Source organism: Streptomyces sp. NPDC036815 (genome assembly GCF_055609205.1).
Genome location: NZ_JBVJPW010000037.1, coordinates 1 through 23,524 on the forward strand (window position 1 = coordinate 1; position 23,524 = coordinate 23,524).

General features: G+C 68.1%; 17 protein-coding genes and 5 pseudogenes. 10 read left to right on the plus strand and 12 right to left on the minus strand.

What is annotated here, in order from left to right:
• Positions 1-467: 467 nt before the first annotated feature.
• Both ACZ69I_RS38050 and ACZ69I_RS38055 read right to left on the minus strand, forming a co-directional pair.
• A complete protein-coding gene (locus ACZ69I_RS38050) occupies positions 468-1,049 on the minus strand; it encodes an SMI1/KNR4 family protein (RefSeq protein ID WP_467682552.1) in 582 nt (193 codons plus the stop codon).
• A 476-nt stretch (positions 1,050-1,525) separates the two neighbouring features.
• On the minus strand, positions 1,526-2,089 hold the full coding sequence (locus ACZ69I_RS38055) for a hypothetical protein (RefSeq protein WP_467682551.1): 564 nt from the start codon (positions 2,087-2,089) through the stop codon (positions 1,526-1,528).
• A 103-nt stretch (positions 2,090-2,192) separates the two neighbouring features.
• On the opposite strand from ACZ69I_RS38055, the gene ACZ69I_RS38060 reads away from it, so the two are divergent.
• The 6 genes and pseudogenes from ACZ69I_RS38060 to ACZ69I_RS38085 all read left to right on the plus strand — a co-directional run bounded on the left by ACZ69I_RS38060 (position 2,193) and on the right by ACZ69I_RS38085 (position 8,088).
• Positions 2,193-3,758, plus strand: a complete 1,566-nt coding sequence (locus ACZ69I_RS38060) for a non-ribosomal peptide synthetase (protein ID WP_467682550.1) — start codon at positions 2,193-2,195, stop codon at positions 3,756-3,758.
• A 135-nt stretch (positions 3,759-3,893) separates the two neighbouring features.
• A complete protein-coding gene (locus ACZ69I_RS38065) occupies positions 3,894-4,808 on the plus strand; it encodes a GNAT family N-acetyltransferase (protein ID WP_467682549.1) in 915 nt (304 codons plus the stop codon).
• Positions 4,809-4,829: 21 nt separating this feature from the next.
• Positions 4,830-5,411: pseudogene (locus tag ACZ69I_RS38070) on the plus strand (TauD/TfdA family dioxygenase); the annotation flags it as partial.
• Between the two features lie 129 nt (positions 5,412-5,540).
• A complete protein-coding gene (locus ACZ69I_RS38075; RefSeq protein WP_470837084.1) occupies positions 5,541-6,749 on the plus strand; it encodes a condensation domain-containing protein in 1,209 nt (402 codons plus the stop codon).
• A gap of 667 nt (positions 6,750-7,416) precedes the next feature.
• Complete coding sequence (locus ACZ69I_RS38080; protein WP_467682547.1) at positions 7,417-7,719, plus strand: MazG nucleotide pyrophosphohydrolase domain-containing protein; 303 nt, start codon at positions 7,417-7,419, stop codon at positions 7,717-7,719.
• Positions 7,720-7,830: 111 nt separating this feature from the next.
• Positions 7,831-8,088: a hypothetical protein gene (locus tag ACZ69I_RS38085; protein WP_467682546.1), complete on the plus strand. Its 258-nt coding sequence runs from the start codon at positions 7,831-7,833 to the stop codon at positions 8,086-8,088.
• Positions 8,089-8,101: 13 nt separating this feature from the next.
• On the opposite strand, the gene ACZ69I_RS38090 is transcribed toward ACZ69I_RS38085, so the two are convergent.
• Positions 8,102-8,857: an ASCH domain-containing protein gene (locus ACZ69I_RS38090; protein ID WP_467682545.1), complete on the minus strand. Its 756-nt coding sequence runs from the start codon at positions 8,855-8,857 to the stop codon at positions 8,102-8,104.
• Between the two features lie 146 nt (positions 8,858-9,003).
• Positions 9,004-9,656 (minus strand): annotated as a pseudogene (locus tag ACZ69I_RS38095) (Tn3 family transposase); the annotation flags it as partial.
• Between the two features lie 1,727 nt (positions 9,657-11,383).
• Here ACZ69I_RS38095 and ACZ69I_RS38100 point away from each other — a divergent pair.
• Positions 11,384-11,806 (plus strand): hypothetical protein, encoded by a 423-nt coding sequence (locus ACZ69I_RS38100; protein WP_467682544.1) that lies wholly within the window; start codon positions 11,384-11,386, stop codon positions 11,804-11,806.
• Between the two features lie 227 nt (positions 11,807-12,033).
• Entirely contained in the window at positions 12,034-12,165 is a 132-nt protein-coding gene (locus ACZ69I_RS38105; RefSeq protein ID WP_467682543.1) for a hypothetical protein, read from the plus strand.
• A 540-nt stretch (positions 12,166-12,705) separates the two neighbouring features.
• Here ACZ69I_RS38105 and ACZ69I_RS38110 read toward each other — a convergent pair.
• On the minus strand, positions 12,706-14,208 hold the full coding sequence (locus ACZ69I_RS38110) for a M28 family peptidase (RefSeq protein WP_467682542.1): 1,503 nt from the start codon (positions 14,206-14,208) through the stop codon (positions 12,706-12,708).
• Positions 14,209-14,858: 650 nt separating this feature from the next.
• Here ACZ69I_RS38110 and ACZ69I_RS38115 point away from each other — a divergent pair.
• A complete protein-coding gene (locus ACZ69I_RS38115; RefSeq protein ID WP_467682541.1) occupies positions 14,859-15,179 on the plus strand; it encodes a hypothetical protein in 321 nt (106 codons plus the stop codon).
• A 355-nt stretch (positions 15,180-15,534) separates the two neighbouring features.
• Here the strand turns inward: ACZ69I_RS38115 and ACZ69I_RS38120 are convergent.
• The 5 genes and pseudogenes from ACZ69I_RS38120 to ACZ69I_RS38140 form a co-directional block, all read right to left on the minus strand.
• A pseudogene (locus ACZ69I_RS38120) lies at positions 15,535-16,468 on the minus strand (L-tyrosine/L-tryptophan isonitrile synthase family protein).
• 135 nt (positions 16,469-16,603) lie between these two features.
• Entirely contained in the window at positions 16,604-17,860 is a 1,257-nt protein-coding gene (locus ACZ69I_RS38125) for a cytochrome P450 family protein (protein ID WP_470837086.1), read from the minus strand.
• 12 nt (positions 17,861-17,872) lie between these two features.
• Positions 17,873-19,699, minus strand: a pseudogene (asnB, locus tag ACZ69I_RS38130) (asparagine synthase (glutamine-hydrolyzing)).
• A 16-nt stretch (positions 19,700-19,715) separates the two neighbouring features.
• On the minus strand, positions 19,716-20,858 hold the full coding sequence (locus ACZ69I_RS38135) for an MFS transporter (RefSeq protein WP_470837091.1): 1,143 nt from the start codon (positions 20,856-20,858) through the stop codon (positions 19,716-19,718).
• 55 nt (positions 20,859-20,913) lie between these two features.
• Positions 20,914-21,036 (minus strand): annotated as a pseudogene (locus ACZ69I_RS38140) (hypothetical protein); the annotation flags it as partial.
• Here ACZ69I_RS38140 and ACZ69I_RS38145 point away from each other — a divergent pair.
• On the plus strand, positions 20,980-21,225 hold the full coding sequence (locus ACZ69I_RS38145; protein ID WP_470837094.1) for a hypothetical protein: 246 nt from the start codon (positions 20,980-20,982) through the stop codon (positions 21,223-21,225). The pseudogene ACZ69I_RS38140 and the gene ACZ69I_RS38145 sit on opposite strands and share 57 nt — an antisense overlap.
• 408 nt (positions 21,226-21,633) lie before the next feature.
• Here ACZ69I_RS38145 and ACZ69I_RS38150 read toward each other — a convergent pair whose 3' ends face one another.
• Positions 21,634-22,449, minus strand: a complete 816-nt coding sequence (locus tag ACZ69I_RS38150; protein ID WP_467682539.1) for an ABC transporter ATP-binding protein — start codon at positions 22,447-22,449, stop codon at positions 21,634-21,636.
• Positions 22,446-23,522 (minus strand): FecCD family ABC transporter permease, encoded by a 1,077-nt coding sequence (locus ACZ69I_RS38155; protein ID WP_467682580.1) that lies wholly within the window; start codon positions 23,520-23,522, stop codon positions 22,446-22,448. The genes ACZ69I_RS38150 and ACZ69I_RS38155 overlap by 4 nt, the downstream gene beginning before the upstream one ends.
• Between the last annotated feature and the right edge of the window lie 2 nt (positions 23,523-23,524).

Below are 23,524 nucleotides of genomic sequence, written 5' to 3' on the forward strand. Positions count from 1 at the left end.
CTCACCGGCGAGAACACCATCTCCTGGCGCGACCCGACACCAGCACACCAAAGCCGCATTCAGGGATGAAACAACAGGATGAAACGACCTCTGAGTACTGCGCTGTCCGGACCCGGACGGCGGCCAGGTCCATCGCGATCACGGGCGTCGTCGTGCCCTGGGCCGTTGACCGGCGGCGCCTTCCACTGGACGTTGGAGGCCCCTCCTTGGGTCGGTGCTCTCCCCCGATTTCTCCACCTCACCAGAACGCCGAGAGAGGCACTGGGTGTTAACCACCCTCCTCACCGCCACCCTTGCCATCGTCTCCACCCTGCTGGGCACGATCACCAGCTGGCCGCCGACGGCCGTGCCTATCGCGTCCGGATAGAGGTCCGATCACGCTCGTGACGCGCCGCCTCACTCGGCCGCCCATCCCCCCGGATGCAGCTAGGCCCCGCATCCCCCAGGCCGTCGCAGCAGCCTGAGCATCAGAACTCCCAGTCCAGTTCATCCTCATCGACCGCGACAGGCAGGTATCCGTCGACTGACTCGCCAGTCTCCAGAGCCGTAGCCGTCGCATTCAGGAGAGACAGAAGCGACTCCCACATGGGGTGGCGTGAAAAGTAGCATCCTGTTTCATGATCGGCATTGCCGATCCTTCCCCGGCGACGGTAGGGGCGCTGATCGATGATGAGGTAATCTCCTGCACCGTCAAAGGCGAAGGGGACCCACTGGGCATGCCACCACGGCCCGTGCTCCCTGTCCGGATCACCTTCCTCTGCGCCCGCTAGCTCGTCTCCATAGATCTTCATGCGTGTCTGCCAGGCCCTCGCGATGCCCTGCACATCGAGCAGAGACCAGAACGGCGGCAGCAGGTCGTAGTGGCCCATGCCGTTGTGCCGCAGCAAGGATTCCACCAAGGGCTCGGGGAATGACTGTCCGACGGCCTGTTCAGCCACAGCAATTGCCGAGCGCTCCGCCGGGGGTTCAAGGGCAGCAAACGTTCGAGGTGCGTGCAGGGCGAGCCAAGCCTCTATACGCATCCACGACTCGGATATCGACGAAGTCATCCTGGGATCGTGCCAGTTCGAAGCGCCGCTGAACGGAAGGTTTCGAGACGGGTTCTAACTGGCTACTCCGTCCCGTTCAGTGAGGTCCCTACAGGTGAACTACACCCATGCTGTATCCCGTCAGCCGCAGGGCAGGAGCGGAACTGCGGCAGGCGCGCAACACGGTTTCGGCGCAGACCGCGGATGGGCGGAGTGCCTGCGGGCGAAGACAGGCGTGGGTGAACCTACAGGGTGTGACTCTCCGTCTGATACCTCGCCGCCCGCATCAGCGGGGCCTGCGCATGTGGCTGGGGGGCCTGGTCCTGGCCGCGACGTTCGTCCTCGCGGTCTTCATCGCGGCCGGGGTGTTCTTCGCCGGCTGGGCCCTGCTCGGCGCCCACGGCCTCGAGACACAAGAGCGCCTCGACGCCAAGACGCTCTCCGACCTGGTGGAACTCGCCTTCGGGGTGGTGGCCGTGGCCGGTGCGCTGGTCGCCCTAGTGGTGGCCTACCGGCGCCAGCGGCTGGACGAGGACGGCACGCTGCGCGAGGCCACCCGGCTTCACACCGAACGCTTCACCACCGCGGTGTCCCAACTGGGCGAGGAGTCTGCCGCGGTGCGGCTGGGCAGCGTGTACGCACTGGCCGGACTCGCCGACGACGCTCCCACCGACCTGCTGCGTCAGACGTGCATCGACGTACTGTGCGCGTATCTGCGCCTGCCCTACACCGCCGAGGCCGACCTCCCGCCGGACGACACTGCCGCCCGGCACGCCTACCTGGCCTCGCGGGAGGGGCGGCACACCATCATCCGCCTCATCCGGGACCGGCTCGCAGTCGGCCCCGAGGACTTCGCCGCCTCCTGGCAGGGCTACGACCGGGGCTTCATCGGCGTCGTCTTCGACGGCGGCGACTTCACCGGCGGGGTCTTCGCTCCGGGCAGCACGGTCTGCTTCCGCGAGGCCCAGTTCCTCGACGGCGAAGTCTCCTTCACCCACGCGCAGTTCTCCGGCGGCACGGTGTCCTTCAGCGAGGCGCAGTCCTCCGATGCCGCCGTTCATGTCAGCGCGGCGCTGTTCTGCGGCAGCATGATCCACTTCAATGGCGCCGAGGGCTCAGCACCAAGGCTCCTGTTGCCGGAGGTTGGGCGATCACTGAACAGAGGTGCTCACCTACGCCGAGCTCGACGCACGGGCCGACCGGCTCGGCCGCGCGCTGGCCGCGCAGGGAGTCGGCCCCGAGTCCGTCATGGCCCTGGTGACCGCACCGACCGCGACGCTGGTGGTGACCATGCTGGCGGTACTCAAAGCACGTGGTGCGTTCCTGCCCCTGGACCCGGAGCACCCCAGAGCCAGGCTGCTGAGCATCCTCGACCACGCCAGGGCACACCTGGCCTTCGCCGACGCCGCATCCGCCCGCGTGCTCCACGGCGCACTGCCCGAGGGCGCGGTGCGCACACCGGGCGAGTGGCCCGCCGAACAGCAAGGGGCCACCACGCCCACCGACTTCCCGGTCCGCAGTGCGGCGCTGAGCACGGCCTGTGTGTTCTACACCTCCAAAACCACCGGCGCGCCCAAGGGCGCGCTCATCCACCACGGCGCCCTCGCCAACTACACCCGGGCCATGGCCGAGCGGTTGCGGCTGACCCGCGCGGACCGCTTCCTGCAACTCGCCCCGATCGGTTTCGACGTCTGCTGGAAGAAGTGTTCGTCCGGTGTGCCACTGCTGCACGTATACGGCGGCCTGACGGAGGTGACCTGCACTTCCACCGTGCACCTGGTGGAGGGTCCGGGCCGGGCCGAGGACATCGTCGAGACGTCTGGGCTACCGATCGGGAAGCCCGTGGACAACACACGGATCTGCCTCCTGGACCGCCATCTGCGGCCCGTCCCGGTGGGCGTTCCCGGTGAGATGTACATCGGAGGCAGCGGGCTCGCAAGCGGTTACCTCCACCAGCCGGCTCGCACCGCTGCTCGCTTCGTCCCCGATCCGTTCAGCGGAACGCCCGGAGGACGCATGTACCGCACGGGCGATCTCGCGCGGCACCGGTCCGACGGCACGCTCGACTTCATCGGCCGGGTGGACAACCAGGTCAAGATCCGCGGCTTCCGCATCGAACTGGGTGCGGTGGAAGCCGCGTTGGTATCCCACGCCGCGGTGTCCGCGGCGGTGGCCGTCGTTCGGGAGGACCAGCCGGGCGAGAAGCGGCTCGTCGGCTATGCCGTCCTGGGCACGGCGCCGTCCACCGGCCCGCCCGACCCGGCCGAACTGCGCTCCCACGTACGGGACCGGCTCCCGCCCTACATGGTGCCCGACGTGGTGGTCGTGCTCGACGCTCTGCCGCTGACCTCCAACGGCAAGGTGGACCGTGCCGCACTCCCCCGGCCGGGCAGAGCGGACGCCGCCGGCCGCGTACAGCAACCCCGGACGCCGATGGAGGCACGGCTCGCCGAGCTCTGCGCCCAAGCGCTCGGCCTCGAAGAAGTGGGAGTGGACGACGACTTCTTCGACATCGGCGGTAACTCCCTGCTCGCGACGAAGTTCGTCAACCAGGTCCGCGTGGAGTTCGCGGTGGACGTGCCGTTGCGTGGATTCTTCGAGACGCCCACTGTCGTTTCCCTTGCCCAGCAGATCCTCGCGCTCCAGGCCGCCGCCCTGGACGCGGACGAACTGGAGTCCCTGATCTCGGAGTTGTCCGACGACAGCGCCAACTCTCAGGAGCAGTCATGATCACTCCTTGATCCCCGGCCGCGGCCGCTTCACCCGAACCCCACGACCCGCGAAAACCCCTTGATCACCCCGTGATCGCCCTTTGAACAACCTTTGGAGATACGCATGCTGGTACGCGCCCTTTCCTCTCGTGAAGTGGCACGTGCTCTCGACTGCACGGTGAACGAGCCGATCAACTGGGTCGATCCCGAACAGTTCCGCGCCGGACTCGATGCGCGTCAGTACCGTCCGGAGTGGACCTGGGTCGCCGAGGACGGCGGCGAGCTCCTCGCGCGTGGAGTGTGGTGGGGCGAGGACGACGGTACTCATCCGCTGGTGCTCGACTGCCTGTACGTACACGAGTCGGTCCAGGACCGTGCGGCACTCGCCGCACACCTGATCACTGCGGCGCACCAGCAGTTCCGTGCGGCAGGCATGACCGAGGTGCCCGAGTTCCATCTGTTCTCGCACAAGGACACCTCCGCACCGGACGCGGCCGCCGCGCTGGCGTGGCGCGTGGACGCCGCGGCACGGTCCGGCCTCACCGACGTCCTGCGAAGGCTCCGCTACGAATGGACGCCGGATGTGGAACTGCCCGCCCGGCCCGGCAAGTTGCTCTTCCGGACCGAACCTGACGACGAGGTGTTCCTCGGTGTCTTCCGTGAGCTCACCGTCGGAAGCCTCGACACCACGACCCAACGCATGCTCACCCGGCACGGCGCCGACGCGGCGGCGCGAGCCGATCTGGCGGGCTACCGAGCGATGCCGGGCGACCGCGCCTGGTGGCGGCTCGCCCACACCCCGGACGGCACTCTCGCCGGCCTCATCATCCCGAGCCGCAACGACCTGAACTTCGTGGTCGGCTATCTCGGTGTGGTCCCGAAGTTGCGCGGCCGGGGCCATGTGGACGACCTGCTCGCGGAGACGACGCACATCCTGGCCGCCGCCGGGGCCCAGCGCATCGTGGCCGACACGGACGTGACGAACCGCCCGATGGCCGCCGCCTTCGAGCGCGCCGGCTACCGGAACTTCGCCTCCCGAACGGTGCTCACCGCGCCCGCTGACCACTGAAAGCCCCGCCACAAGGAGCTCAGCTGGCACACAGAGGATGCGTTCTCTCCCTACCGGGCGGACTGGATCGGGCTGCTGTGTCTGCGCAACGCCGGGCTGACCGCCACCACACTGGCCCTGCCCGATCTGAGCGCCATCCCCGAGAGCATCCTCGGCGTGCTGCGCCAGCCGAGGTTCTTCATCGTTCCCGACAGCTCGCACATCGAACTGTCGGGCGGGGCGGCGGACCCCGAAGCCGTGCCGCCCTCCGTCGACGTGGCGCGGGCACGCTCCGCACCGCCCCCGGTTCCCCTGATCGACGGCCACCGGGACGCCCCCGTCCTACGGATCGACAGGGACTTCACCACGGCCGCGCCCGGTGACGACGAGGCCGACCGGGTGCTCGCCTGGCTGATCGGGCACCTCGACGCCCATGTCCAGGAGTTCCCGCTGGCCCCGGGCGAGATCGGGTTCATAGACAACCAGAGCGCCGTGCACGGCAGGCGCCCCTTCCGCCCCCGCTACAACGGCACGGACCGCTGGCTGAAGCGCGTCAGCATCGTGAAGGACCAGCGCAGAACCCGCCCCGGCCGGGTGTCGGCCACCACTCGGGCCATCGGCTGACCCTGTATCCCGAAGCGGTGCAGCTGCCCGTCACCCGAAGCGCCACACCGGACACGCACAACGACCAGACCATGTCGAGAAGTGTGAGGTGAAGCAGGTGGACCGCGCACCGCGCCGACTATTCGGGTCGTGCCAACCGCTCGGGCCGTGCCGACCTTTCGGACCACGGCGGTCCCGATGACGGCGGACACACCCCGGCAAGCGTCACTCGCAGAGCGGCTGTCGGGGCTCTCCCCACACCAGCGCAGCCACCTGGAACGCCTCCTCGCTGAGAGGGCCCGCGCGGCGCAGCCGGGACGTGTCGCCCACATCCTGCCGCGCGGCGCGGATTCCGTCACGCCCCCGCTGTCCTGGAGCCAGGAACTTCTCTGGCTGCAGCACGAACTGGACCCGAGCGGCGCCGCCTTCGCGATCCCGTTGGCGGTACGACTTGACGGCAGAGTCCGCGTCGATCTGCTGCGGTCGACTCTCCGGGATCTGGTGGCACGGCACGAGATCCTGCGCACCACGATCGCCGGTTCCGACGGGACGCCGTATCAGCGGGTGCATCCCGCCGTCGCGGTGGATGTGGGGCTCGTCGATTTCCGGGACAGCTCGCAGGCCGAGGCCGAGGCACGCGCAGCCCTCGCCGACGAGGCGGCCCGCCCCTTCGACCTGAGCGAAGGGCCGCTGTTCCGCGCCCTGTTGCTGCGGATCGAGGACGAGGCGTACGTCCTGAGCCTGGTCCTGCACCACATCCTGGCGGACGAGCAGACCACCGTCCTCCTCGTCACCGAGCTCGCCGACGCGTACACCAGGCGCGCGGCCGGCCGGCCGCCGGCAGCGGCGCCGCCGGTGCAGTACGCGGACTTCGCCGTGTGGCAACGGGCCGGCGGGCCGCGGGACGACCTCGTCGCGAAAGGCCTGGAGCGCCTGCGTGATCGACTCGCGGGGTTGCCCACCGCCCTCGCGCTCCCCACCGACCACGCCCGGCCGCACCGGCTCTCCGGCCGGGGCGGCGCCGTGGCCGGCACCGTCGGCGCGGACCTGTGGGGGCGGCTGCGTGGGTTGGCCCGCAGGGAGAACGCATCCGAGATGATGGTTCTGCTGGCCGTCTTCCAGACTCTTCTGCATCGCTGTTCCCAGCAGGACGACATGGTCGTCTGTGTCCCCAGCGCCGGACGCGAACGCCCCGAGCAGGAGGCGATGTTCGGCTGCTTCGTCAACACGCTGCCGATTCGCTGTGACCTGTCCGGCGCGCTCATCCAGCAGCTCCAGGAGCACGGCCTCGCCGAGGCCACCGTGCGCCGCCACAACCGCGCCGGGTCCCGGGCGGACCCACTACGCGACCTTCGCTGACCGCATCAGGCCCAGATCCAGCACGCCATCCGCACCTGTGTCGACGCCGCGCTCCAACTCCCTGTCCCACAGCAGACCGTCATCCCGGCCCGCACAAGCGGTGCCGTCTACGCCAAGCCCTCGCCGTACACCTCGGCTCAGAATCTGCCCGGCTTCCCCACTCAGCATGGGATCACCACCCTCTGTCCGACCCGCTTCGAGGGCGGCGATCCCCTCGCGGCCGCCCGACCACCAGGACCTGACGAGCCGCTAGCGTGACCTCCTCGCCCGTCCCGGCCGTTTCGTCCGGGACCGCAGCTTCCTCAGCGAACTCGTCTACGGCCCCCTCTACCGCAGCCGGTCTCGCCTCACCTGGAGCGAGGCCTTCGACCTCGCCGCACTCATCACCCAACGCGACGGCGTCTTCCTCCACCTGATCGCATCACCGTCCACGCTCCGCCACCGCCTCCACAACCGCGACGGCCACGCGTCTCCTCTGGACGAAGTCACCGAGCTCGCCGACGCCTACCAACGCGCCTTCCGCACCCTGACCGGCCACGCGCCCGTGCTCACATACAGCACCGACACCAAGACCACCCTCACCAACAGATGACAACTGTCCCGATACCACCCGTCCGCCTCGCTAGGGTTCCCCGAGAAGCCGAAACGCACCATCAAGGGGAACACCGTGGACATCACCGAGGCGCAGAAGCTCGCCTGGGAGAACGAGGTCACCAAGGGGTTCAACACCACTGAGATCGCACTGGAGTTCGGCCTGCTCACTGCGGAGATCGGGGAAGCGTTCACCGCCTGGCGCAAGGGGCTCCCCGACGCCGACGAGGAACTGGCCGACGTGTTCCTGTACCTGGTGGCGATCGCCGAGATGCAAGGCGTCAACCTCGACGAAGAAGTTACACGCAAGATCGAAAAGAACACGCGACGCCGATACACCCCTGGAGCCAACGGCACACTTGAGAAGATCAGCGAGTAGGAGACGCCGGACAGCCATGTCCCGGGCTCCTGCTGAGGGCATGCGGGTCGCGAGCAGATAGCTCTGTCCGAGCAGGTCGAGGTGATCTCCCTCGTCGGAGGGTCCGAGTGCGTGTCCGGCACAGATCAGGCGGGGCCGGCGGGCGGCGAGATCGGCGTAGTGGCAGGTGCGGAAGTCGGCCTGCCCAACCGCATCCTGGCCGACACCTCCATGGCCGCCCATCCCGACGCCGCCTACGACGCCGAGGACACCGCGCTGGTCCCCCTGGCCTGCAATGGCTTTGGAGGAGATACACAAAGTGATGACAGAAGGGGAGGCCTGCCGAGCAATGCGGTCGGTCAGCTGGCGAAACCGCCCAGCCGTCGTTGACGCATCCGTGGTTTTAAGCGGCGCCCTTCTTGTCGTTGGTCTGGAAGGTGATGACGTCGACTTCGTCGGTTCCCGCCAGATCTGGGTAGTGGCCCTTGAGGGCTTCCCGGAGTTCGGCTGCGGTAGTCAGCCCCTCAGCTTGGGCGTCCTGGTTGGTGAGGTCGCTGACCAGGCAGTGCCTGATGTCGGTCACCTCTGCCAACAGGACGACTTCCGGGTCGCTCTCGAACACCAGCCGTGCCGGGCCGAGCTGCGCCGGGTCCCGGAAGCGGGTGGTCTTGGTCTTGGCGCCGGAGCGGACGACTTCGAGGTAGCGGGGGTTGAACCGAATGATCGGGGGACCGGCCGTCTCGGGGCCTTGGTAGAGCAATGGGTCGAGACCGTTCATGCCCGCCTCCGGGGTCCATCGCTGAGCCAGCGGCATTAGGTCGGCGGCGAGCACGGACCTGAGCCCCGCGGGGGTGGGCACGATGACGCGCAGGGTGGGATAGTAGTCCACGAAGACCTGCCGATCGCGCCCGCACGGGCCGATGACCCCGCGCCCATGGTTTCCCACGGCGACGATGCAGCGCATCTGGCGGGCGCCCTGGGCCCGCGCAGCTCCCAGAGCTACGAGTTCGGCGCAGGGCCCGCCGGTGAAGTGGTAGAGGTTCACGCCGGCGAACATCCGGTAGTCGGCGGCCATGACCGCGGCGCCCACCGTGTGGATCCCGTCTTCATCGGGCCCGGCGTCGGTATGCGCGTCTATGGTGCGGCGTGCCAGCTCCACGAGCTCACGCTCATCATCATTGAGAGCTCGTACAGATGACGGGACGTACACTTTTTTGACCTTCCCTTCCTTCGGCGGCCGTCCAAGAGCATTCCACGCCCCGCAGGCAGGCTCCACAGGGTTTCGGCTTGCCTTTGGCTGGCCTCTTAGAGGAGAGCCTCGTCAGGGGCCGTCCGCTGAGAGGCGAAGCGCGTTGTCGTAGGGGCCGGGCGAGATGTCGAGGGTGCGCTCAGCTCCCAGCCCTGGGCGGCCATCTGGCGCAGTGTGTCGGTCATGTCGACCATGGTGGAGAAGATGATGCTGTTGGCCATTAGGTCGAGGAACTTGACGGCCTTCTCGTGGAGTTCGGGATCGCGGGAGCGCAGGTAGCCGTCGCCGCCGAAGTGCAGCCACTTTGTGTACCCGTTGTATGCCTCGGCCCTGTTCGTCGCCCTGGTGATCTGCTCCCGCAGCTGTGGGCCCGAGAGGTAGCGGAGCAGCACGGCCATCTTTACCGCGCGACCGACCTCGCGGAAGACCTTGTAGATCTGGTTCTTGTGGGAATGGTTGTTCAGGCGCCGTAGGAGGGTGACGGAAGATACTGTGCCTTCCCGTACCGACAGGCCGACCTGCAGAGGTCCTTCCAACCGTTCTCGATGAGCTGCCAGTCGATGCAGTCGCGCGGATCGGTGGAGAACATCGCGTCGATATGCCGGTAGCGTGCTTGCGGATTGGGGCGATGGAAGGTGAGGTCCTGGAAGTTGCGTATCCGCGGCAGCAGGTCGATGCCGAGCAGGTGGGCGAGTCCGAAGACCGGGAAGGACTGTCCCTGGGTGTCGACGTGTACGGTGTCCGGCCTGGCCTCCGACTCGTCCGCAAGGAACTGCCGCGCAGGCGCTGACGGAAGAGAAGCCTGACACCGGGCCCCGCCGCACCCCCTGTCGCGGCGGGGTCACTGTTCACTAGAAATTCTCAGAACCCCGGTCACTGATCCGCGGAACAGGTCGATACGGGCCCAGTTGCGGCCGCTGCGTTTTCCAGAGATGCCGATGCCACCGCTTGATACACCAGATAGCGAATGAGATCGGCACGACGGACAAAAGCGTGGGGACCGCTGGCGGTAGCCACGGCCAGACGGAGTTGGGCCACACCACAGCGAGGACGATGGGGAGTACGAAACTTTGGCCGAGCAGGAGACCTCCCCACCCATACTCCACCCGAGACCACCAAGATAGCCCTTCAAGGTACGTCTCGAACCGAAGCATGACGCTGATAACCAGCGCCACGGCCGGTGCGATCACCCAAGGGGAAGTGGGCAAACCGCGATTGCCGATACATTCACCAATAAGGGTGCCGGGTATATAAGCCACCAGAAGGAACATGGCCGTATACAGAGCGCCTCCTCCTATGGCCCCAAGCTCATCATCTGAGTCAGCAGCGCGACTTTCCTCATGGCTTTTCACGGTGCTCATTTCCTTTCGATGCCCTACAGGCACGCCTCTGCCAGTGCAGGAAGCCCCGTGGAGTTAACTAAGAGATCAACGATGTCCTCATCGATGCCAGTGGGGCGCTTCTTGTGCTTTATCCAAGCCCAAACAGCTTTGACTACTTTCTTGCCCCCCTTGACGATCTTGTAGACCTTGGCGACTCCGATCGCGTTCTCAGCGGCAAACTTCGCCACCCCAGCCGCGCACTGGAACCATCCCCGCGTTGCGGGTTCTGCGCTAGCGGCCTGGTTTAGAAAATCCGCCAACTCCTGCTGCGCCCCAGGGTCGCCGGCCTCGATGCGCTGAATGAGCGACTTAGGAATTGAACCAATTATGTCGAATGCCTACTGAAGTGCAGCTATTCCCTCCTCGTCGCTGACGCTATCAAGGCGACCGGAGCGAATGAGAGCAGAGGTTGAACCTTCCGTTGGCGTGCTCGCCTCGATACGGATTACGGCATCCTGCAGACTCTGCAACGCATCAACAGATACTGCCGCCCTCGGCGTCTTCTCTCGCGTTCGATCGGCGGCAGCGGCCGCCCCGGAGGCGGCGGTGCCAATCATGGCTGCGGCGACAAGAGTGGCAACTCCCGCCGCAAAGCGGCGACGGTGCGGCATGTTCTCCGGCACGACACTCCTTTTAGTCTGAGTTCAGGCGCGACACGGCAACGCGTCGGTCCATTCCGCAATCACCAAGGTCGCCTTTGCTGAGATCAGACATTACTTACATCTTCAGCTCCAGTCGATTAGGGAATTCCGGTGTAGCGATAGGGATTCCCTTTCACCTCTTCCCGTCCCGTCCGATTGACCGGCCTGCCATGAGTCCCGGGGCAGCCTGCTGGGCGCACAGAAATGCATAAATGCCGTGCGAGCCACTGTCGGAGCGGATACGTCGCGCTGCTCACAGACAAGACGATCAACGGCCTGGCCGTGACGGCCGGACTCTGGGCGAGTACGAAGCCCGTGTGACCTCGTTGCCCAGCAATCGGTCACTGCGCCCGTAGTTGGGAGAACTGACGCGGCATGATGACCCCCTTCGACTCACCATCCCTGGGGGGACCATGAACTACCGCGCCACCACCGCCGCGCTGCTTCTCACCGCGGCCTTCGCCCTCACCGCCTGCTCGTCGAGCGACGACAAAGCCGACGACGCACCGAAGGCCAAGCCGAGCGCGACAGCTACTGCGCTGCCGCAGAAGCAGAAGGACGACGCCGCACGATCGGCCGGCCTGCCGCCGAAACCCGACGCTGCCGAGCGGGCCAAGCTCATACGTGCCCTGCAGGCCGCAGCACCAGACGTCGTGCGCTACGAGGACAAGGCCGTAGATGCCGCGCGCAACCAGTGCATGGCGATCAACGGCAAGACGAAGCGCCTCAACTGGCTGGCGTCGCAGCGCTTCACATACAAGGACGTGACGACGACGGAAGAGCAGGGCACGAAGATCAACGACGTGCTTCGAGCAACGGGCTTCTGCAAGGTCTGATCCATACGAACAAGCCCGGCTGCGACGCGACCGGGCGGGTCCCCCGTCTGGTGTCACAGGTTCGGTGACTGCGGCTGGAACAGATACACCGCGCGGGCAGGGACAGCAGCGACGAGGAGAGGGTACGTCGAGTTCAGGACGCGTTGACTGATCACGATGTATTCCCCGCACGTATACAGCTGCACCTGGTGGCACCGCCGGGACTGGCGGAAATGTCCCGTGAGCTCGTGCATCTGCTGATCGGCTATCGGGACGCGGTGACCAGCGGGGAGCCACACCAGGAGGCTGAACTCGCGCTCACGAACCATCGCAACGCGGTAACGCAGGCCATGCAGACAGCCCTGTCCGACGTGCAGTAGGCACCGCCGAGAAGGGTCCACTCAGGGTGTTCAATTGCCGCGCACCACCGTCCATCCAGTACGCATCGACTCGGTGGGCGGCCCGGTACGGTCGGCGCGCGGGAGTGGTGCGCACCGGACTCCGCTCCTCCCCCTCATCACGGCCCAGGACAGTGAACAACTCCGCCTCACCGCCTCGGGAAGCCGCTACGGCCTGAGACCCACACCGTAAAGGGCAACGCTGGCGGCCCCGTCCCCGCCGTCGGCACCCAGCCTGTGAATGTCTGGGGTGGTGTCAATGGCTGCCACCTAACCCGACCCGCAGTCACGACCCCAAACATTCACACCGCGGGCCGTGAGCAGTTCGGCGAAGGACCCCGGGTGACCGCGGGCGGCACGGTCGCGTTCAGTAGCAGCGTGAAGGTTGAGGAGGGCGCCTGGCGCCCTCCTCAACCTTCACGCTGTAGGCAGTACCTGAGTCACGACACGGGGCGGGCACTGAGGTGTCCGACTGGCATCGTGATGTTCAGAATCCGTCTTTGCGGCAGCTGGGCATGGAGGTTAACTCCTGAGCGAGCTGAGGTCTTGTGCGTAGGTGCCCACCGCGTTCGCGATGACGTCAATGTTCACGTCGAAGGCCTTGCGGTTGATGTTCTTGATGTCGTCGCCCTTGGCGTGGTAGTTCGGGTCGTAGGGCCGTCCGGCCTTGCCGCCCGCCTTCGCCGCTTGCTCCTTGGTCTTGAGGTCCTCGGCGCCGGTGAAGGTGCCGCCCGCCGGGATGCCGTTCGCGATGAACGGGCCGTAGTCGGAGCGGCCGTCGAAGTCGGAGCCCCAGTGCGGGACCTTCTTCTTGTCCAGGAAGCCGTTGATCAGCTTCTCGATCTGCGCCGAACCTGCCGGGCCCGCGCCAGCACCCGTCCTGTCGGAGTCGTCGCCGTCGTAGACAAGTTCGGCCGGGTTGGGCGAGGCGATCATGTCGAAGTTCAGATACAGCTTGATGTTCTTCTTCTGCTTCGCGCTCAGGGTCTTCACGTAGTGCTCCGAGCCGAGCAGACCAAGCTCCTCGGCCGACCACCAGGCGAAGCGGACCTTATGGGCGAGGTCCTTGCCGCCCTTGGTCTCCTTGGCGAGCTTCTCCGCGACTTCGATCAGACCGGCCGACCCCGAGCCGTTGTCGTTGATGCCCGGGCCCTCATGCACGGAGTCCAGGTGCGCGCCGAGCGCCACCACGCGGTCGGCGCGGCCGCCGCGGGTCTCGGCAACGACGTTGCGGGTCTTGTGAGGGATCGCCTTGGTAGCAACGTCCAGGGAGAGCTTGACCTCGCCCTGCTTCACCTGCTCGGCCAGCTTCTCGCCCTCGGCCTTGGTGATGCCGACCGCGGGGATGTGCGCGTTCTCCGGAGTCTCCAGGTCGCCCTCGACGGGCGCGTCACCGGAGTGGTCGTAAAGCACGAGGCCGACGGCGCCCGCCTTGGCCGCGGCGGCCTCCTTCTCAGCGAAGGTGCAGGCGCCGCGCTTCACCAGTGCGATCTTCCCGGTGAAGGTGTCCGAGGTGTAGTCGTCGGCCTCACAGCCCGGGCTGGCGTCGACGCGGGCCGCGGCGAGAGGGGCCTGCAGGCCACCGTCGGGCGTGGACTTGCTGAAGTCGAACGCCAGGGCGTTCAGCTTGCGTGCCTCGGGGGACAGGACGCTCGCGCCCTCCCGCACAGTCTGCGACGTGTAGAAGGTGAAGTCCTGGTACGAGACCTTGTACCCGGCCTTCTTCAGGCGGTCATACACATACGTGGTGGAGGCCTTGTGGCCCGAGGTGCCCGCGGCGCGGTTGCCGCCGTGGGCGTCGGCTATCTGCTGGAACTTCTCCAGGTGGCGGTGGGCGCTCTTGCCGGTGGACTTCTTCACCAACTTCTTCGCGAGCTGCTGCGCCTTCTCGGCCTGCGGTGTCCGGTGCTTGTCGGACCGGGCGGTGTCCTGAGCGCCCGCGGGGGCCGCTGCGGCAAACAGGACGGGGGCGGCGACGACGGCGGAGAGCAGAGCGGCCGTCGTCCGGCTGCGGGGTGCGCGCACGGATGGTCCTTTCTTGCGTGGTCGTTGGGTGGCGCCGGTGATCACCGGCGGAGGTAAAAGGATCGTAAGACGATAAACTGGCAGATCAGGTGATCTCCGTAGCCGCAACCACGTGTTCACGCAGGTGTCATGGGACGCAATACTCACCCCGGGCGAGAGGCTGCCCCTCCCCCGGAGCATCGTGCAGAGGGCTTTGCGGCGCCCAGGCTGCGGGGCCTGAACTCAGGCCCGGCCTCCGCGGCGACGAGGCCCGGGGGCGGTGATGTTCAACCGCTCAGGCGGCCAGCGCCGCGGCACCAAAAGCGAGCTGCGAAGTCGCGGTGGCCGCACCCACACGCAGGGGTATTGGGCTTCACGTAACCTCTCCTTGAGCTTTCACGCGACGTGGGTAAGCCGTGTTCTTTGGCGGGAATACCGTGACCTGCACGCTCATTGCAGTTACTTGATCACAGACCCGACGGGCGCACCGTGAAGCAGCTCACAATGCAACTTCGGTTTTTCCTTTACCTCGATATGAAACTCCAGCCACCACACGGTTCCAAAGTGGCATGCAGAGGACTGCAGGCCGTTCCTCAATTCAATACCGCAGGGCAGGTCAGTCGCAGCAAGTCATTCCCAAGCTGTCCGTGCTGAGAGCGAGTTGGACGGTCATGCGCGACGACGAGGCTAACTACACCTCGCGTTTCCTGACAGGGCAACTGACAGTCCGGCAGCGTGAGCCACGTATCGCTTACCTGGAGCTGTTGGAGGAACCGGTGGACTTCCTCCTGAAGCAGGGGGCTCAGGATGAGCTGCTCGAGGAGTCCGTTGTCGTGCACAGCAGAGCCGAGCGCGTGCGCGCTCCGGGAAGCAGAGCGGAACAAGTGGCCCAGGAGCACCGGGTCCAGTGGGATCCGTCCGAGCGTCCCTACGCCGTTCGCGATCACGTACTGGTCACCGACCTGATGTGCAAGCTCGACGACACACGCTGACCGCTCCCGCTGGGAGCCAACCCGCTCCTCAAGCCCCTTCGACACCAGCCGAGCCCACTCACTCCGCTCTAGCGCCCGGACCAGGTAGAACAGCTAATCAACCGGCGATGATCACGCCCGACCCTCCTTCGGGACGAAACGGTCGTGGGTTTAAATCACGCCACCTTGACAGTGAAGTACCAGGTCAGGGTCCTGATCCGCTTAGCGGGTGGGGCCTCTAAGTGATTTATGGGGCCACCTTGAGACCCATTTGGTAGCTGAACTCGGAGACGGGCTCCCAGACGGCTCCCCCTGGCTCCTATCCCAGCCCTATGTGCGTGCGCTTCCTCGTCGCGACATCGTTCAGCCAGTCCGATCAGTCCTGATCGAAGTGACTGGGTCTGCCGTCGCACTGGATTAGCCGCCCCATCTGAGCAGCCTTGGCTCGGGGCATCAGGGTCCAAGTGCCATCGGTGCGGCGTAGGGCAGCCGAGTGCCAGGGGGTGGTCCAAGCGTCGGGGGCGTCAAGGAGACGGATGCCGAACTTGGGAGCTCCGGCGGGCTGCGGGTGGATGGACAGGCGTACGGAGCGGGAATGGTGCTCGGCGATCAGGTCGCCCCAGGCTCGGCTGCGCTGGATGACGCCGTAAGCGCGCTGTCGGCATTCGCGTTGGAGGGCGGAGCGAGTGCCTGCGTAGTCGGCGGTGTCCTCGACGAGGAAGCGGGTGACGCCTCGGTAGAGGGAGAGAGCGTGGTCGTTGGTGCGGACCTCGGCGCGCAGGGCGTCCACCGTGGGGGCGTAGCGGTCGTGGACGTGGGTGCGTTTGACGTCGTGCGGGAGGTTGCCGAGTACGTCGCGCAGGTCGAAGACGGACAGCCTCTTCAGGCCCAGTTGCCCTATCAGTAGGCGCAGTGCATCGGCGTAGGCATCGATGTGCTCGTCCGGGGCGCCGACGAGGTCGCCGAATACGTGGCCGTCGGAGCAGATGACCATGCGGGCGCCGGGCGGGTGGATCCGCTCGATCTCGCCGCACAGGGTGTTCAGGAAGGTAAGGGAAAGACGTTCTCCCTGGTCGGGAAGGTGGCCGAGGACCTTGGCGGGGTTGGGGGACTTGCAGGGGAAGCCGGGCAGGGTGAACACGATCGGGACGCCGTCGCGTACGAGGTCGGTGATCTGACGCAGTTGATGTGGGAACGCCTCGGCGGAGGCGCCAGCTTGGTCGGTCGTACGGTGGTGCGGCAGGAGCAGGTTCAGGATCGCGGCGCTGATGCTCGTGGGAAAGAGTGTCCGGCGCGGTCGTCAGCGGCATGTCATTCCTCCGGGGCGTGCGGGCATGGCGGCATAGCGCGTTGGCAGACAAGCCAGGCGCCGTCTTTCGGGTTAGGTGGGCTTGCCGGGTCCGGGTCGGGCGGTGGGGCCGGACCCGGTCAGCCGGAAGCCGGGGTCAGAGACGTCGGTCGTAGCCGACGGGCAGGTGGTTGGTGCCGCGGCCGAGGACGGAGGGGATCCACTCGATGTCCTCGTCTCTGATGGCCAGGTGCAGGCCGGGCAGGCGGGTGAGGAAGGTGTTCAGGGCGATCTGTAGTTCGGCGCGGGCGAGGGCGGCGCCCGGGCAGAAGTGGATGCCGTGGCCGAAGGCCAAGTGAGAGTTAGGGGACCGATCGAGGTCGAGGATGTCGGGGTGTTCGAAACAGCGCGGGTCGCGGTTGGCCGCGCACAGAGAGACAATCACCGAGTCGCCTGCAGGGACCTCGGTGCCGTGCAGGTCGCTGTCCTGGTCGAAGAAACGCCAGGTGGTCAGCTCGAAGGCGCTGCCGTAACGCAGGAGTTCCTCCACCGCACGGGGGAGCAGGTCCGGGGAGTCGCGCAGGCGGGCCAGCTGGTCCGGGTTGCGGAAGAGGGCGATCAGGGCGGTGGTGATCTGGTTGGCGACCGGTTCCTGGCCGGCGACCAGGAGCTGGAAGATCATCGAGTCCAGCTCCTCCGGCGTCAGATCGCGGCGATCGCGGGCCACGACCAGGCGGCTGAGCAGGTCGTCTGCCCCGTGCTCGCGCTTGTGGGCGACGACCTCGGCGATGTAGCTCTGCAGGCCGTGCAGCCGGGCCTCGTACAGCGGGCGCCCAGGGTCGGTGGGACCGACCGGCTGGACGACCTTGCCCCAGTCGCGGTCGAAGCGGGCCGCCAACTGCTGCGGGAGACCGATGACCTCGGCGAGGACCTGGAAGGGGAAGTGCGCGGCGAAGCCGGTCACGAGGTCGGCGGGGCCGGCCGCGGGCAGGGCGTCGAGGAGGGTATCGGCCAGCTCCTGGAAACGGGGGCGGAGTCGCTCGATGCTGCGGGGTGTGAAGGCGTCGGTGATGTAGCGCCGCATGCGGGTGTGCCGGGGCGGGTCCTGGTGGAGGAGGTGGACCTGGAGTTGGGAGCGTTGCGGCTGGGGCATGATCGAGGCGCGGGCTCGCCAGCGGTCGTTGCCTCGGGCGTGGTTTTTACCGAGGCGGTCGTCGTTCAACGCGGCGTGGGTGGCGTCGTAGCTGGTGACCAGCCATGCCCGGACGCCGCTGGGGAAAAGCACGCGGTGGACGGGGCCCGCTTCGCGCATCTGCTCGTAGAGGGGGTAGGGGTTGGCCTTGTAGGGGCAGCCCATCAGCGGAATGGCCTCCCGCGGGGTTTCGGTGCTGGTCTCGGGTTCCCGGGTGGTCATGAAGAGGGCTCCTCAGAGAGCGAGTTCGGGCTGGTGGTGGTCCAGCCAGAGGGCGAGGTCGACGACGCGCTCGAGCCGCAGCCGGTGGCCCCACTGCAGTTGGTCGGGCGGGGTGTCGAGGCAGGGTTTGATGCGGGTCTCGTCGGCCAGGGCGCGGACCTGCTCGATGGCCAGGGCGTCGCGGGCCATGTTCTGCAGGCCGCGGTTGTAGTCGGGGTGGTGGGTGGCCGGGTAGTGGTTCTTGGGGCGCTGCAGTACCGAGGTGGGGGCGAGGCCGGTGGCGGCGGCGCGCAGCAGGCTCTTCTCCCTGCCATCGAAACTCTTCAGCGCCCAGGGGGCGTTGAAGGTGTACTCGACGAGACGGTGGTCGCAGAAGGGGACGCGCACCTCCAGGCCGCGGGCCATGCTCAGCCGGTCTTTGCGGTGCAGGAGTTGGCGCAGCCAGCGGGTCAGGGACAGGTGCTGCATTTCGCGCTGCCGGTGCTCGAGGGGTGTCTCACCGTCGAGGTGCGGTACGGCGGCCAGGGCGCTGGCGTAGGTGTCGTCGCGGAACTCGCCGATGCGCAGGTCGAGGTCCGGGTTGAGGGGCATCGCGGCTTCGTCGCCAGTGACCAGCAGCCAGGGGAAGGTGTCCGCGGCGAGGGCCGTGGGGTGGTGGAACCAGGGGTAGCCGCCGAAGACCTCGTCGGCGGCCTCGCCGGACAGGGCGACGGTGGAGTGCCGCCGTATCTGGCCGAACAGCAGGTACAGCGAGGTGTCCATGTCGCCGACGCCGATCGGTGAGTCCCGGGCCACGACGACGGCCCGGCGGTGCTCGGGGTCGAGCAGGGCCCGCGGGTCGAGGACGACCGTGCTGTGGTCAGCGCCGATGAAGGCACCGGCCTCGGTGGCGTACGGGGTGTCGTGTCCGGCGCGCAATATGTCGCCGGTGAACCGCGCGGCCTGGTCGCTTTAGTCGACGGCATACGAGCGGATGCGGGCGTGTGCACCTTCGCGTAGCCGGAGTTCGTCGGCGAGCAGGGCGGTCAGGACGGTGGAGTCGATGCCGCCGGACAGCAGACTGCACAGCGGCACGTCGGCCTCCAGCTGGCTGCGCGCGGCCGTGCCGACCAGCTCGCGGATCCGCTCGATCGTGGCGTCCTGGTCGTCGTCGTGAACGTCGGCCTCCAGTTGCCAGTAGCGGCGCTCGCGGAGGCCGTCCCGGTCCAGGACGAGCAGGCCGCCCGGCTCTACCTCCCGCACACCCGACCACACCGTCGGCCCAGTGTTGAACAGCAGGCTGTACGCCTCCCGCAGCCCGTCCGCGTCCACCCGCGAGCGAATCTCGGGGCGGGCGAACAGCGCTTTGGGCTCGGAGGCGAAGGCCAGGCCGCCGCCGACCGCGGACCAGAACAGCGGCTTGACGCCGAGCCGGTCGCGGGCGAGCAGCAGCCGCTGTTCGGGCTCGTCCCAGACGGCGAAGGCGAACATGTCCTCCAGGTGGTCGGCGACGTCCTCGCCCCACTCGGCGTAGGCGCGCAGGACCACCTCGGTGTCGCTGCGCGTGCGGAAGACGTGTCCTCGATCGCGCAGTTCGCGGCGCAGGGCATGGTGGTTGTAGACCTCGCCGCTGTAGCTGAGCACGAGGGTCGGCTCGTGGGGCCGGTTGGTCATCGGCTGTGCGCCGCCGGTCGGGTCGATGACGGCCAGGCGGCGGTGGCCGATCGCGGCGCGCTCGCCCAGCCACAAGCCGCCCGCGTTGGGGCCGCGGGGGGTGAGGGTCGCAATCATGGCTTCGAGGACCGGGGCCCGGGTGCGGGCATCGTGATGGAAGGATGCCCAGCCGGTGATTCCGCACATGTGAGTGGCTCCTGGGTCAGGGACAGGCGGCGGGCGCCGCGTCGGTGGTCTTCTCGGGCACCGGTGTGGGCCGTGTGCCGAACAGCGCGAGCAGGGGGACGGCGAGGCAGGCGGCGGTGGCGGCCAGGGCGAGCCCGGCCCGTGCGCCGGCGTCGGGTCCGGTCAGCCCCCAGGCGGCGGTAGCCAGGGCCGGGCCGAGGGTGAAGCCGAGGCTACGGGCGAGTTGCACCGTCGAGCCGACGGTCGCGATACGGTCCGGTGGCGCGGTGCTCATGACCAGGGCTTGGGTGGGGCCGCCGTTCAGGCCCATGCCGAGGCCGGCCAGCGTGAGGCGCCAGGCCACGTCCGCCAGAGACCAGCCGTCGTCGAGCGGGATGAGCAGGAGCAGGCCGATGGCGATGAGCGCGGCGCCGGTGACCGCGACCGGCCGCGGGCCGGTCCGGTCGGCGAGGCGTCCGCCGAGCGGTCCGGCCAGACCCATGCCGAGCGGGAAGGCGAGGACGGTCAGTCCGGTGGCGGTGGCGCTGAGGCCGTCGTCGCGCTGGAGGTGCAGGGCGACGACGTAGTGCATGGCGGCGAATCCGGCGGCGAGGGCAAGTACCGCCCCGTGGGCCGATATCAGACCCGTCGTGCGGAGCAGGCTGCTCACCGGGCGCCCTCCAGCGCCGCGCAGCCACCACCACAGCGGCGATACGGCGACCAGGGCGAGGAGCAGCCAGGCAGAGGTGTCCGACGCCAGGGTCAGCGCCAGCAGCAGGACGGCGATCCCGGTGGCCACCAGCAGCACGTCGGCCACCGAGCGGCGGTCAGGCGCGCACAGTCTGCCGCCGCGTGGCATCGCCTTCCAGACGATAATCAGAGCGAGTACGCAGAAGGGGATCTTGACGAGGAAAACCCAGCGCCAGCCCAGCTGGTCCAGCAGCAGCCCGCCCACGGCGGGCCCGGTCACCGCGCCCAGCGGACCGAGAGTCGCGGGCACGCTCATCGCCCGCCCGCGCACCTGCGGCCGCACCGAGCGAATCGCAAGAACCGGCATCAGCACGAACAGCACCGCCCCGCACGCGCCCTGTGCAAGGCGGGCGGTGATCAGCCAGGCCGCCCAGGGCGCGGCGGCAGCCAGGACGCTGCACAGGCCGAACCCAGCAGTCGCGGCCAGCAGTCGCGGTCAGCAGAGCCGAACGCAGCCCCACGCCGTCCAGCCACCGCCCGACGGGCAACAGCAGGGCCACCACGGGCAGTTGATATGCCAGCACCGCCCACTGGGCGGTCGCGTCGGACACATGCAGGCCACCGGCGATGTTCGCCAGGGCCACGTTGACGATGTTCATGTCCAGCATCGCCACGAAGGCCAGCACGCCGGCCACGGCTACCAGCAGCCAGCGGTCCTCGCCGACGGAGCCGACGGCTATGCGATCGGGCTGCTGCGCGCCGGAATTGTGATGCGTCACCCTGCCTGCCCCTCACCATCATGGGTGGGGCTGCCGAACGGCAACCTCACCCACAAGTCGGGACAAAGCCTGATTTAAGTTCCTGGAAATCGGCAGTTCCTCGGGGCGGGCGGGGCGTTGCGGGTAACGCCGTGGCGCGCGCCGGCTGCGGCGACGTGTCGGTGGTCTGCCCTAGACGGTCGTCTCCGCCCAGCAGGTACGGCACCGCACGCGGCCTGAACACCCTCGTCGGCGGATCCGTATGCCACGGAAAACTCCACGGCACCTGGGAGTTTTCTACGGCCCGCAGGCAGTCCAACGTCGCCAGCACGACCCCCGCGAGCCCTGTGCGGCGAGCCTCTCGGAAGAGGTGGCGGGGGCAAGGGGGGCGTGGTCGATCCCGCCGCGCACACCGTCACTGTGCACGGCGGGTACGCCGTCGCCGCCTGCCCGAGTCGGCCACGCCAGGCAGGACAGCCCCACCCCCGTCGTCCTGCCCGGCCGTGTTCATGCCCCGGTGAGTGTCTGCACCACCTGGGCCCGCTCCGCGCCCGCCGGTGCCCGGTGGTCGAAAGCGATCAGCGGATCCCCGGTGAGGGGGTGGTCGATCACGGCCGCCCGCACACCGAACACCTCGGCCAGCAAATCCGGCGTGAGAACCTCGCGCGGCGGCCCGGAGGCCACCACGGCTCCCGCATGCAGGACGTGCAGCCGGTCGCAGACCGAGGCGGCGGCATTGAGGTCGTGCAGCGACACCAGGGTCGTACGGCGCTGCGCGCGCAGCAGAGCGAGCAGCTCGACCTGGTGGCGGACGTCGAGGTGGTTGGTCGGTTCGTCCAGCACCAGGACATCGGGATCCTGCGCGAAGGCGCGGGCCAGCAACACGCGTTGGCGTTCGCCGCCGGACAGGTCCGTGAACCGGCGCCGGGCGTGGCCGTCCAGTCCGACGTCAGCCAGGGCACGGGCGACAATGTCCCGATCGGCGGCATCGTCCCCGGCGAAAGCCCGCTTGTACGGGGTGCGGCCCATGGCGACGACCTCGCGCACGGTCAGCTCGAAGTCGCTGCCTCGCTCCTGCGGCAGCGCCGCCACGTGCCGCGCCGCCTGGACCGGGGCCATCTCACGGAGATCGGTTCCGGCGAGCAGCACCCGCCCCTCGGTCGGCTTCAGATGCCGGTACACGGTGCGCAGGAGCGAGGACTTGCCACTGCCGTTCGGCCCGACCAGGCCGGTGACATCGCCTTTGGCCGCCACCACATGGGCGCCTGCCACAACCGTACGGCCCGCGTAGGCGACGTGCAGGTCCTCGATGTCGATCCTCAACTTCCGCTCCCCAAGCGCCTGTCCAGCAAATACAGCAGAGCTGGAGCCCCAATGAGTGAGGTGACCACCCCGACCGGCAGCTCCTGGGTGTCCATCGCCGTACGGCAGACGAGGTCGACCACCACCAGCAGCAGCGCCCCGAACAGTGCCGAGACGGGCAGCAGGCGGCGGTGGTCGCCGCCGACGACCAGGCGGCACACATGCGGCACCATCAGCGCGACAAAGGCGATCGCGCCGGACACGGCGACCAGGACGCCAGTCAGCACGCTGGTGACCGTGAACAGCTCTCGGCGTAGCCGGGTGACGTCGATGCCGAGCCCGGCCGCGGTCTCATCGCCCATCAGCAGGGCGTTCAGGCCCCGGGCACGCGCCTGGAGGCACAGCCACGCGGCCGGTACAGCGACAGCGGGGATGGCCAGCAGCTCCCAGGTCGCGCCGCCGAGACTGCCCATAAGCCAGAACAGCACGCTGTGGGTCTGCTGCTCGTCCCCGGCTTGGAGCACGAGGTAGCTGGTGAAGCCGGACAGGAACTGGCCGATCGCCACCCCTGCCAGCACCAGCCGCAGCGGTGCGAATCCCCCGCCCCGCCGGGCCACCGCCCACACCAGCGAGAAAGTGGCCAGGGCCCCGGCGAAGGCCGCCCCGGACAACCCCAGCCCCAGGGCACCGCCGGCACCGAGGCCCAGCACGATCGCGGCGACCGCGCCCAAAGAGGCACCGTTGGAGATGCCCAGCAGGTACGGGTCGGCCAGGGGGTTGCGCACCAGTGCCTGCACCGCCGTGCCGCAGAGCCCGAGCCCGGCGCCGACCAGCGCTGCCAACAACACACGCGGCACCCGCAGCTGCCAGATGATCAGGTCGTTCGTGCCCGGCCGCGGCGCCTCGCCGGACAACCGCCGCCCCACCACCCCCCACACCTCGCCGGGCGGGATCGACGTAGAGCCCAGGGCCACCGCCGCCGTGAGGACTGCAAGCAGCGCCACACCGAGAACCACCGCCAGCGGCCCGGCGGGCACACTGCGCGCGTCCCGGCTCGTGTCCGTCACGGCCTTGCGGCGGGACGCGGACAACAGGA

Excerpts from the sequence above, each read along its gene's own strand:
- ACZ69I_RS38100 (WP_467682544.1), top strand. The coding sequence starts at position 11,384 with ATGAACTACCGCGCCACCACCGCCGCGCTGCTTCTCACCGCGGCCTTC.
- ACZ69I_RS38050 (WP_467682552.1), bottom strand. The coding sequence starts at position 1,049 with ATGACTTCGTCGATATCCGAGTCGTGGATGCGTATAGAGGCTTGGCTC.
- ACZ69I_RS38115 (WP_467682541.1), top strand. The coding sequence starts at position 14,859 with ATGCGCGACGACGAGGCTAACTACACCTCGCGTTTCCTGACAGGGCAA.
- ACZ69I_RS38055 (WP_467682551.1), bottom strand. The coding sequence starts at position 2,089 with ATGAACGGCGGCATCGGAGGACTGCGCCTCGCTGAAGGACACCGTGCC.
- ACZ69I_RS38125 (WP_470837086.1), bottom strand. The coding sequence starts at position 17,860 with ATGACCACCCGGGAACCCGAGACCAGCACCGAAACCCCGCGGGAGGCC.
- ACZ69I_RS38145 (WP_470837094.1), top strand. The coding sequence starts at position 20,980 with ATGCAGGCCACCGGCGATGTTCGCCAGGGCCACGTTGACGATGTTCAT.